11 protein-coding genes are annotated in these 10,977 nt (G+C 64.1%); all 11 read right to left on the bottom strand.

Features of this window, described 5'->3' with window-relative positions; translation table 11 throughout:
• Positions 1–144: 144 nt before the first annotated feature.
• The gene (locus ACWGTI_RS31580; RefSeq protein WP_454590569.1) at positions 145–1,128 is read right to left on the bottom strand and encodes a beta-ketoacyl-ACP synthase III; all 984 of its coding nucleotides are present in this window, start codon (positions 1,126–1,128) and stop codon (positions 145–147) included.
• On the bottom strand, positions 1,125–2,387 hold the full coding sequence (locus ACWGTI_RS31575) for an adenosylmethionine--8-amino-7-oxononanoate transaminase (protein ID WP_454590568.1): 1,263 nt from the start codon (positions 2,385–2,387) through the stop codon (positions 1,125–1,127). Before ACWGTI_RS31575 ends, ACWGTI_RS31580 begins: the two co-directional genes overlap by 4 nt.
• Positions 2,384–3,022, bottom strand: coding sequence for a dethiobiotin synthase (gene bioD, locus ACWGTI_RS31570; RefSeq protein ID WP_454590567.1), 639 nt, complete (start codon positions 3,020–3,022; stop codon positions 2,384–2,386). The genes ACWGTI_RS31575 and bioD overlap by 4 nt, the downstream gene beginning before the upstream one ends.
• Positions 3,019–4,161, bottom strand: coding sequence for an 8-amino-7-oxononanoate synthase (locus tag ACWGTI_RS31565; RefSeq protein WP_454590566.1), 1,143 nt, complete (start codon positions 4,159–4,161; stop codon positions 3,019–3,021). Before ACWGTI_RS31565 ends, bioD begins: the two co-directional genes overlap by 4 nt.
• Positions 4,158–5,156, bottom strand: a complete 999-nt coding sequence (gene bioB / locus ACWGTI_RS31560) for a biotin synthase BioB (RefSeq protein ID WP_454578719.1) — start codon at positions 5,154–5,156, stop codon at positions 4,158–4,160. Before bioB ends, ACWGTI_RS31565 begins: the two co-directional genes overlap by 4 nt.
• Before the next feature lie 58 nt (positions 5,157–5,214).
• Positions 5,215–5,667, bottom strand: coding sequence for an aspartate 1-decarboxylase (gene panD, locus ACWGTI_RS31555; RefSeq protein ID WP_454578718.1), 453 nt, complete (start codon positions 5,665–5,667; stop codon positions 5,215–5,217).
• Between the two features lie 68 nt (positions 5,668–5,735).
• The gene (locus tag ACWGTI_RS31550) at positions 5,736–6,059 is read right to left on the bottom strand and encodes a hypothetical protein (protein ID WP_454578717.1); all 324 of its coding nucleotides are present in this window, start codon (positions 6,057–6,059) and stop codon (positions 5,736–5,738) included.
• Positions 6,060–6,069: 10 nt separating this feature from the next.
• A complete protein-coding gene (gene nadC, locus ACWGTI_RS31545; protein WP_454590565.1) occupies positions 6,070–6,951 on the bottom strand; it encodes a carboxylating nicotinate-nucleotide diphosphorylase in 882 nt (293 codons plus the stop codon).
• Between the two features lies 1 nt (position 6,952).
• Positions 6,953–8,494 carry an L-aspartate oxidase gene (locus tag ACWGTI_RS31540; RefSeq protein ID WP_454590564.1) on the bottom strand — a complete coding sequence of 514 codons (1,542 nt, stop codon included), beginning with the start codon at positions 8,492–8,494 and terminating at the stop codon, positions 6,953–6,955.
• Complete coding sequence (nadA, locus tag ACWGTI_RS31535; RefSeq protein WP_454578714.1) at positions 8,491–9,465, bottom strand: quinolinate synthase NadA; 975 nt, start codon at positions 9,463–9,465, stop codon at positions 8,491–8,493. The genes ACWGTI_RS31540 and nadA overlap by 4 nt, the downstream gene beginning before the upstream one ends.
• A 64-nt stretch (positions 9,466–9,529) precedes the next feature.
• Positions 9,530–10,495: an NUDIX hydrolase gene (locus tag ACWGTI_RS31530; RefSeq protein ID WP_454578713.1), complete on the bottom strand. Its 966-nt coding sequence runs from the start codon at positions 10,493–10,495 to the stop codon at positions 9,530–9,532.
• Between the last annotated feature and the right edge of the window lie 482 nt (positions 10,496–10,977).

Here is a 10,977-nt window from a genome sequence, read left to right as displayed (position 1 = left end):
AACGATTGAAGGCCGGATGGAACGAGGACTTTCTCGTCAGCCTCATCTCCTGAAAATTAACTCACCCGATTCCCCTGCAGGCAGGTGAGTTCGCGAAGGTGAGATTGCTGGGCGGGCGAAGCACTGGACTGGCAGGCGGCCTGTTCAGAAACCAACCACCAATGCCCCACCGGCAAGGCCGGCACCGGCCGCCGCCAGCAGTAGTTTCTTGCCCGGCTGAATCGGATTGGCGCTGTGCGCGATTGACAGCGACAGCGGGATGGTTGCGGCTGACGAGTTGCCATAGTCGGCGATGGTCTTGACGATGCGCTCATCCTCAATGCCTAGAACCTGGCCGACCGCGTCGAAAATGCGGGCGTTTGCCTGATGAGGCACAAAGCGGTCGACGTCTGACGCCGCGAGGCCAGCCGCCAGCAGCGCCTGTCTGGAGCAGCGGCTCATCATCTCGACGGCCTTAATGAAGACGTCCCGGCCGTTCGAGATTGTCATACGGGTTTCGGCGATGTCGATCTCTTGCGCGAAGGGACGGTTGCTGCCCCCCGCTGCAATATGGATCAGACCATAACCCGACCCGTCGGAGGCAAGCGAGGCGCCGAGTATGCCGTGGCCGGGATCGTCGGAAGGGGAAAGCACCACCGCACCCGCGGCATCGGCAAACAGCACGGCGCTTGCCCGCTCGGCCGGATTGATCCGGCGGCTCAATATGTTGGCGGCGATGACGATGGCCGGCTTGTTGTGCAGGCGCACGAAGCCATCGGCGAAGTTCATCGCATAGATGAATCCCGCGCAGGCGCCCGCCAGGTCGACCCCGCCGGCGTTGTTAAGGCCGAGCCTGTGCGCCACCAATGGCGCGCTCGGCGGCAGCAGATGATCAGGCGTCGAAGTAGCCAGCAGCAACAGGCCGATGTCCTTGCGATCGATACCGGCTGTCTCGAGCGCCATGTCGCCGGCCTTTGTCGCCAGTCCGGAAAGCGTGTCGCCCGGCTCCGCCCAAAAACGCGAGCGGATGCCGGTGCGCCCCTCGATCCAGCCTGCCTCCAGCCCGAGGCTTGTCTCGATCTCGGCATTGCCGACTTTTCGCGCCGGCACGTGATGGCCAAGGCCTGCTATACGCGCCGTGCGGTTCATCGGCCGGTGCCAGCAAGCTCGGCTGCCTCGTCTATCGCCGCGTAGAGTCGGTCGAGTTCATCCGATGTCACGCAATAGGGCGGCAGCACGTAGATGACATTGCCGAGTGGTCTCACCAGCAATCCGCGCTCGAGGAAGAAGGCGCGCAGCTTTGGGCCGACCTCGGCGAGATAGCCGGCACGGCCGGAACGGAGGTCGAGCGCGGCGATCGTGCCGGTCGTGCGCACGTTCTCGAAACGAGGATCCTGGCTGAACCGGGCGACTTTCTCCGCCTGCATCCGAGATAGCGCCGCCACACGCTCCGCAACGGGCTCGTCATTCCAGATGCCGACATTTGCCAGCGCTGCCGCGCAGGCGATCGGGTTCGCCGTGTAGGAGCTCGAATGGAAGAATGTCCTGGACCGGTCGCTGGAATAATGCGCGCGGAAGATCGCGTCGGTGGCGAGTGTGGCCGCAAGCGGCAGCGAGCCGCCAGTCAGCCCCTTGGAAGTGCACAATATGTCGGGCGCGACCGCCGCCTGTTCGCAGGCGAACAAGGTGCCGGCGCGGCCCCAGCCGGTCATGACTTCATCGGCGATGAAAAGTGTATCGGAGCGCTCGGCTATGCGCTTGAGTTCGGCGAGAACTGGAGCCGGATACATCAGCATGCCGCCGGCGCCAAGCACCAGCGGCTCGACGATCAGCGCGGCTACTTTGCGGTCGCGCGCCAGCCGCTCGAAAGCGTCGAGCGTTGTCTGCTCCTGTCCCGCCGCGGGGAAGGGGATGGTGTCGACCTGAAAGAGCAGCGGCTCGTATGCGGCGTTGAAGACGCCGCGCGCGCCGACGCTCATCGTGCCGATCGTATCGCCGTGATAGCTGTGTTCCATGACAACAATGCGGGAGCGCGGCGCACCGTTGTTGCGGTGAAAGCCGAGCGCCATTTTGAGGGCCACCTCGACGCTGGTCGAGCCGCTGTCGGAGAAGAAGACCCAGTCGAGGCCCGGCGGCGTCATATCGACCAGGGCCGAGGCCAATTTCTCTGCCGGCTCGTGGCTGAGGCCGGCGAAGATCACTTGATCGAGTGTCTCGGTCGCGTCCCGGATCGCCTCGACGATCTTGGGGTGACGATGGCCGTGGGTGATGACCCACCAGGAGGAGATCGCATCGAGGATGCGCTTGCCGTCGCGCGTCTCGACATAGGCGCCCTCGGTGCGCACGATCGTCGGCGGCACCGGTTCAGTGGCATGTTGGGTGAAGGGATGCCAGACAGCGGAGCTCATGGCCGGATCTCCATGAAGTCGGCGACATTGAATGAGGCACGCATGGCCGCGGACAGCGTTCCGGGCGTCAGGGATTCGAGGCGCGGCAGGCGACCAAGCACGCGTACCTTGCCCATCTCGGCGATCGCTTTTTGCGTATCGACCACCCTGTCGCCGATGAACGCCACGCCGAGCAATGGAATGGAGCGGGCGCGAAGAGCCTCGATGGAAAGCAGCGTGTGATTGATGGTGCCAAGCGTGGTGCGGGCGCAGAGCACGACCGGCGCGTTCCATCGCGCGAAGACGTCGATGTAAAGCGCGCGGCTGTTGAGGGGCACCATCAACCCGCCGGCGCCTTCGACGACGAGCGGCCGGTTGGTCCTTGGCAGAACAAGCGCCTCTGCATCGATTTCCACGCCATCCAATTTAGCGGCCAGATGTGGCGACAGCGGCTGCCGGAGGCGCCAGGCTTCCGGCAGCACCCGCACTGCAGGCAGACCGGCGAGCAGGGCGACAATTTCGCTATCGGTTTCTTCGCAGGTGCCCGACTGCACCGGCTTCCAGTAGATACCGTCAAGCAGGCCGGTCAGCCCGGCCGCGAACACCGTCTTGCCGATGCCGGTGTCGGTGCCGGTGACAACGATCTGCACTGTCATGGCGTGCGCTCCCATTCGTCAGCAAGCGCATTAAACAGCGCCGAAACGTCGGCCTCGTCGACATTCAGCGTCAGCGAGATGCGCAGCCTCGCGGTGCCTTCTGGCACAGTTGGCGGGCGGATGCCGCGCACGTCGAACCCGCGTGACTGCAGAGCCTCAGCCAGCGCCATGGCGCGTCGATTGTCGCCAAGGATGATCGGCAGGATCTGCGAACCGCTGGCAGGCAAGCCAAGCGCCTCGGCCCTCGTGCCGGCAAGCGCCACTAGCCTCGCCAACCGCTCACGGCGCTCCGGTTCATCGGCGACGATATCGAGCGCCGTTGCCGCCGCCACCGCCATCAGCGGGGAGGGCGCGGTGGCGTAGATGAAGGGCCGGCAGCGGTTGATGAGGTAGTCGCAAAGCACTTCTGGTGCGGTGACCAGCGCGCCGGATGCGCCCAGCGCCTTGCCGCAGGTGTGCAGCACCACGACATTGTCGCGGCCTTCGAGATCGTGCGCCATGCCGCGCCCGTTCGGGCCGTAGACGCCGGTGGCGTGCGCCTCGTCGACGAACAGGAATGCATCGTGGCGATCCGCGACCGCGATCAGTTCACCGAGGGGGGCCCGGTCGCCGTCCATGCTGTAGAGGCTTTCCACCACGATCCAGGAACGGCCCGTCCCACCCATCGCTCGCCAGGCAACGATTGCGTCGTCCACCGCGCCCGCATCGTTGTGCGTCGCTTCCACCACTTCGGCGCGGCCGGCTCGCGCGCCCTCATGCGCACTGGCATGGATGAGTTCGTCCAGCACGATGAGATCGCCCTTTTGGGGCAAGGTCGTCAGCAGCGCGAAATTGGCGACATAGCCACCGCCGAAGAACAGCGCGCGCTCGGCGCCGAAGAAGCCGGCCGCCTTGGCTTCGAGCGCCTCGTGCTCAGGGTCGTTGCCGCGCAGCAGCCGCGAGCCGGTCGCCCCGACGGGCGTGCCGGCTGCGAGTGCCGCCGCAAGCGCCTGCGCCATTCGCTTCGAGCGTGCCAGGCCGAGATAGTCGTTGGAGGCGAAGTCGAGCCCTGAGGGGGCGCTCAAGGTGCGCAATCGATCCTTGCGGGCCAGCCCGCTCAAGGTCGCCTTGTAGCGGTCGAGCAAGGCTCGCCCGCTCACTTGGCCTCGGGCTCCATCGGCTTGATGCCGAGCCGGCGGAACAAAGCCCTGTCCTTGTCCTCGCCCGGGTTCTCGGCGGTCAGCAAGGTGTCGCCGACGAAGATCGAGTTGGCGCCGGCAAAGAAGCACAGCGCCTGCATCTCGTCGCTCATTGCCGTGCGGCCGGCTGACAGCCGCACAAACGATTTCGGCATCATGATGCGGGCGAGCGCGATGGTGCGCACGAATTCGATCGGTTCGATGGGTTCGGCCTCGCCGAGCGGCGTGCCCTCGATCGGGATCAGCATGTTGATCGGCACGCTATCGGGCGGCTCCGGCAGGTTGGCGAGCGTGACCAGCATGTCGATGCGGTCGGCCTTCTCCTCGCCCATGCCGACAATGCCGCCGCAGCAGACTTTCATGCCGCTGTCACGGACATTGGCAAGTGTGTCCAGCCGGTCGGCAAAGGTCCGTGTCGAGATGACCTCGCCGTAGTAGCGCTCGGAGGTGTCAATGTTGTGATTGTAGTAGTCGAGGCCGGCCTGCTTGAGCCGCTGCGCCTGATCGAGGTCGAGCATGCCGAGCGTCATGCAGGTTTCCATGCCAAGCGCTTTGACGCCCTCGACCATGGCGACCACGGCTTCCATGTCGCGCTCCTTGGGGCTGCGCCAGGCGGCCCCCATGCAATAGCGCGTGGCGCCCGCGTCGCGCGCCTTCCTGGCTTCGGCCACGACACGTTGCACTTCCATCAGCTTCGAGGCCTTGAGGCCGGACTGGTGATGGGAGGACTGGCTGCAGTAGCCGCAATCCTCGGGGCAGCCGCCGGTCTTGATAGAGAGCAGGCGCGACAGCTGCACGCGATTGGGATCGAAATTCTCGCGATGGATCGACTGAGCCCGGAACAGCAGGTCGTTGAACGGCAGGTCGTAGACAGCCTGCGCCGTTCCCCGGCTCCATCGGGGGGGAGCCGCGCGGGCTGGTACCGAGGCGTCATTCAACTGCAGTTCGACGTTCATGCCATCTCCATCTCAAAGCTTCCGGGACTACCCGCAAGAGAAACAGGCGTGATGCCCGTCATGATCTACCCACCAGGGCCGGTATGGCGAGTGCGTTGCCAGCGTCGTTGAGTATGGAGAAGCTGTAGCCTCCGTCGGCATTCGTCTCGACCGAATAGGTCAGGCGCTCAACGATGCGATTGTCTTTGTCGAAGGTCAGCACGCGCGGTTTCAGCGCAGTCAACTCTACGTCATGGATATAGACCGAGTTGCAGATGATGATCTGGTCCCCCGGCTGGCAGGTGCGGGCGGCGGCGCCGTTGAGGACGCAGCAGCGCGACCCGCGCTCGCCGAGGATTACATAGGTCGAGATCCGTGCGCCCGAATTCTTATTCCAGATCTCGACAAATTCCATCGGCAGAATGCCTGCTTCTTCGCAATGATCTGGGTCGAGCGTGATTGAGCCATGGTAGTCGAGCTTGGCCTCGGTGACGTATATGCCGTGGAGCTTGCCGGCGACGATCCTACGCATGCTTTTTTCTCCAGAACGACTTGCAGTCCTAATCCACCGCGTCTCGCGGTGCTTGGTCGTCTCGGCGCCTATCGCGTGGTTTCTTGGGCTTGAGCAGATGAACGCTCCCTTCTGATCGCGTCACAGGATTCCGTGAAGGTGACATCCAGGAGATAGCCGATAAGCTCCAGCCCATGAGAGGCCGCCAACTGGCGCATCTCGTCGAGCCGGCAGATGATGAGGCCAAGGGCTTCGACGCGGTCTTTTGTTCGTTGCTGGTCCGTCGCTCCTGCCTCGGCCGTTGAAGCGTGTCCCCTGGCATCGAGCAGGCTTGCCTCGGCAGCCGGTGGAACTAGGGACGTGCTGACGCGGGTCGGTCTGCGACCAAAGGGGTTCCTGCAATCCCGGTTCATGTCCTCTCCCTCAGTTCAGGTGCCTGTTGCAGTTCCGGTCGGACGGCATGTCAAGGCCGATGTCGAGGATCGGAGCGCTGTGGGTGAGCCAGCCGACCGAGATGAGGTCGACGCCGGTTGCGGCAATGGCCGCAGCGCTCGCCCGCGTTATCCGGCCGGAGGCTTCAGTCACCGCGCGGCCCCCGACCATCGCCACAGCTTGGGAAAGGTCCTCAACCGACATGTTGTCCAGCAGCACGGCGTCAACGCCGACTTGTAGTGCCATCTCCAACTGGTCCAGCGTGTCGACCTCGACCTCGATCTTGACCGTGTGGCCAACGGCGCCGCGCGCCCGCTCGATCGCGGTGCGGATGTCGCCGGCAAGCGCGATGTGGTTGTCCTTGATGAGCACGGCGTCGTCGAGCCCGAAGCGGTGATTGGCGCCGCCGCCAGCGCGCACGGCGTATTTCTCCAGCGCACGCAGGCCCGGTGTCGTCTTTCGCGTGCAGACGATCTTTGCGTTATGGCCGCGCACCGCGTTTACGAGTGCGGCTGTGGCCGTGGCGATGCCGCTCAGCTTGCACAAGAAATTGAGCGCCGTCCGCTCCGCCGTCAGCAGGCTGCGCGCCGGCCCGTTAACGATGGCGATGGTTTCGCCGGCCGAGATCTTGCCGCCCTCCGGACACCGCAATTGCATGCTGATCCCGGGATCGACGAGGAGGAAGGCAAACATCACAAGATCGAGCCCGGCTACAATGCCGGCCTGCCGGGCATTCAACGCGAGCGTCGCCTTGCAGTCGGCAGGGATGACGGCATCGCTCGTGATGTCGCCGGCTCTGCCCAGATCCTCCAGAAGGGCGTTGCGAACGATAGGCTCCATGATGATCTGGGGAAGCGGTGCAAGGGATGTCATATCAACAGCTCCGTTCGGATGCTTGCCAGTTGAGGGCGACGGCATTCTCAAAGGCGGGGCAGAGCGTCAGTCGCGAGGGGAGGGCGGCAGCATCGCGCCCGGGGAAATCGGATCGGCAGTGGGAGCCGCGGCTTTCCTCGCGCCGAAGCGCCGCGATGGCGATTAACAGCGCCACCATTGCCGGGTCGGCCGCCGCCGTCTCGCCAACGGCAATCGGCAGAAGGGTAGAGATCGCCTCGCGCAGCACCTTGCCATTGCGAAAGATGCCGAGCGCATCGGAGACGACTTGGCGTATCGATGAAGGGTCGGGTCGCAGTGGAAGGATTGCGGGGAGCCTGGGCCATTGCCAGCCCGCGCAAGTGCCCGCCACGCTCTCGGCCACCCAAACCGCTGTTGCGACCGCTTCGGCCAGCGAGTTGCTGGCGAGCCGGTTGGCGCCATGCAGTCCGGTGCATGCAACCTCGCCGCAGGCCCACAGGCCGGAGACGGAGCTGCGGCCTTCAGCATCCACGGCCACGCCGCCCATGTGATAGTGGGCCGCGGGACGCACCGGGATCGGTTCCACGGCAGGATCGATGCCGGCCTGCTTGCAAGCCGCATCGATCGCCGGAAAGCGTTTTGCGAATTTTTGCCCGAGGCATTGCCGGGCGTCGAGATAGACACGATGCCCAGCTGCGAGCTGATTGGAGATCGCCCGCGCCACAACATCGCGCGAGGCGAGCTCGGCCCCGGGCGTGTCGGCAAGGAAGCGGTGGCCGTGCTCGTCGATCAGCACCGCGCCTTCGCCACGCACCGCCTCGCTGACCAGGGGCATTGGCCGGCGCGCAGTAGCGAGCGCAGTCGGGTGGAATTGCACGAATTCGAGATCGGCGAGCTCCGCGCCGGCGCAGGCGGCAAGTGCCAGGCCGTGCCCGAAAGACGAAAGCGGGTTCGTGGTGTCGCTGAAGAGGCCGCCGATACCGCCGGTCGCAAGCACCACACGGCGCGTCGGCAACGCGAACACGCCTGTGTGCAGCACAGTCAGCACACCCACAATGCTGCCCTCCGCAACCACCAGGCGATGGGCCATCATGCCTTCCATGATGGTGATCGAACGTGTCCGCCGCGCCACGGCGAGCAGCGCGCGGAACAGCTTGCGGCCGGTCGAATCCCCGGCGGCGTGCACGATCCTGCGTCGCGAATGCGCCGCCTCCAGGCCAAGCCGCAGTTTTCCGTCTAACGCGCGGTCGAAGGGAGCGCCCAGACGAATGAGTTGGTCTATGGCTCCAGGTATGGCCTCAACGACGCGCCTGGCCATCGCTTCATCGCAAAGCCCATCGCCGGCGGCAAGCGTATCGGCAAGGTGTAGTTCGGGGCTGTCATCCTCACCCAGGCTGGCTGCGAGCCCGCCCTGGGCGAGCGTGCTTGAGGCATCCGTTCCAAGCGGCGTCCTGGAAAGAAGAATGACCGGCTGCGGCGCCAGGTGCAGCGCCGTCATCAGGCCGGCAATACCCGCGCCGATAATGACCGGCGCCCCGCGAATGTCATGGATGTCCGCCGTCATACGCAGAGCATGCGCTCGACGGCCCAACGAGCCCGCTCGGCGACACGCGGATCGATGGTGACGATGTGACGGTTCTGTTCGAGCGCGGTCCGGATATTGGCGAGCGTGATGCGCTTCATATGTGGGCAAAGGTTGCAGGGACGTACGAAGTCGACGTCCGGATGCTCGACAGCGACGTTGTCGCTCATCGAGCATTCCGTCATCAACACGACACGTGCCGGCTTGTGCTGCCCGACATAGTCGGACATAGCCGCCGTCGACCCGGCGAAATCGGCTTCGGCCACCACCTCCGGCGGACATTCGGGATGGGCAAGCACGGTGACGCCCGGATGCGCCTCCCGAAGTTCGCGAATGTCGGCTGCCGTGAAGCGTTCATGCACCTCGCAGCGTCCCTTCCAGGCGATGATTTCGACCTTTGTTTGCGCTGCTATGTTCCTTGCCAGATATTCGTCGGGCAGCATGATCACGCGCGGCACCCCAAGCGATTTCACTACTGCCAGCGCATTCCCGGAGGTGCAGCAGATGTCGGATTCGGCCTTTACGGCCGCGGATGTGTTGACGTAGGTGATGACCGGCACCCCGGGATAGCACTGCCGCATCAGGCGCACGTCCTCGGCCGTGATCGAGTCGGCCAGCGAACACCCGGCGGCAAGATCCGGTATGAGCACGGTTTTGTCGGGATTGAGCAGTTTTGCCGTCTCGGCCATGAAATGCACGCCGGCGAGTACGATCACATCAGCGTCGACCGTCATTGCCTTACGGGCCAATGCCAGGCTGTCGCCGACGATGTCGGCCACGCAATGAAAGATCTCGGGCGTCTGATAGTTGTGCGCCAAAATGACGGCGTTGCGCTCGCGCTTTAGCGCAAGGATGGCGTCGATGTCATCGGCAAAGACCGGCCATTCGACAGGCGGGATCACCCGCCGGACGCGCTCATAGAGGGACGCGGCCGTAGGTAACGCGCCAGTCATCCGCTCCTCCGCTTATATTCCGAGTGACAATAAGCGGTTTATATCTACGTTGACTATAACGCTGTCAAGCCCGTGAAAGCGGCAATTTTGTCCCCAAAACGACAGCACTGTTGTCGAGTACGTCGCGGCGGAAGCGATAGAGCTTTGCGGGCCGACCGCCCGTATCGAGGGACGTCTCGCCGGTTTCCTCGACGAGCTCCTGCTGTTCAACCAGCCTGCGGAAGTTCGGCTTGTTGATGAGCCTGCCAGCCAGCGCCTCGACGGTTCGCTGCAGTTGAAGCAGCGTGAAGGTCGGTCGCATGAGCTCGAAGACGACCGGCCGGTATTTGATCTTGGAGCGCAGCCGCGCGATGCCCGTCGCCAGGATGCGGCGATGGTCGGCGACCATCGCCTTGCCTGACACTGCGGCCGGCAGAGTTGCCTTCGGCCCGCCATCGGCCTCTTCGACCAGCGCGGCTTCATAGAGCAGCTCGTAGCGCTGGAGCGTGAGGTCCTCGTTCCAGGTACGATCGTCGAAGGCGAAGGCGATCGCGGCGCGCTGGCGGCGTTCGCGCCGCGCGGCTGCATCGCTGGCGCCCTTCGCCCAAGCCATCAGGCGCGGCCGCAAGACACTCAGCGCCTCCGGCGGGCCGGATCGATGGTCTTCCCAGGGAAAATACTCATACCAACTTTTCCAGCGGGACTTGCGCGATACCGCCATAGCTTCCTGACGGCTCAGCGCGAGATAGCTGATGGAGATGTTGCGCTGCTCGCGCCCAGTGCTGATTCGGTCGCGGTCGGCGAAGGTATAGAGCTGCTCGATGTAACCGAGCGGATGGCTGGTCTGTTGTTCGACCCAATCCCGCAGGCCCGACTGCAGCGAACGGTGAGTGAGCTCGAACGGACCGGAGGGCAGCGCATCCTGCTGCCCGACGGTGAGCACGCAAGGCTCGCGGTCGGTCACGGCAGCAACCACCGCGATCAAGTCCACATTGATGTCGCGGCCCTTCCGGGCGGCGCTCTTTTTGGTCAGTCTTGCCTGGTCGTGCATGTTCCAGAACGTCAGATGCGGTATGCGAGGAGCTAAACCGATTTAATAAACGTGGACTATGCGGCGCCGAGCGTCAACCGCGTACCCGTGCGGTCTTCGCACTTACACAAAACTATGCCAAACGCGACACCCGCGGTAGGCGACGCAAGGGAAGGGTGAGGGTTCATTGCAATGACAGGAACCAAGCTGTTCGACCGCCAGATATCCGCGCCCGAAAGGGTGCTATCCCGAACCTGCTTAGAAAATGGAGGCCTATGGACGCGCGTTTTTCCTGACTGGTCAGCTTCTCGACAGCTAATTGCGATAGCGTGTCGTTGGCGTCTGACTCAACCATTCGCCGCTGAGGCTTTGATCTGAGCCTGTCTGCGCAGACTTGCGAGCAATCAATATTTTCGATGGAGAGCGGTATGGATGGTTCTCAGTTCAATCCTCGGCAATTGAACCCGTCTGCGCCAGGCTTCGCACGGCAGAATACCGGCATG

The sequence above is a fragment of the Mesorhizobium sp. ArgA1 genome (assembly GCF_053714375.1).
The sequence above is the reverse complement of the archived record's forward strand: the minus strand, read 5'-3'. Positions and strand labels throughout refer to the sequence as shown.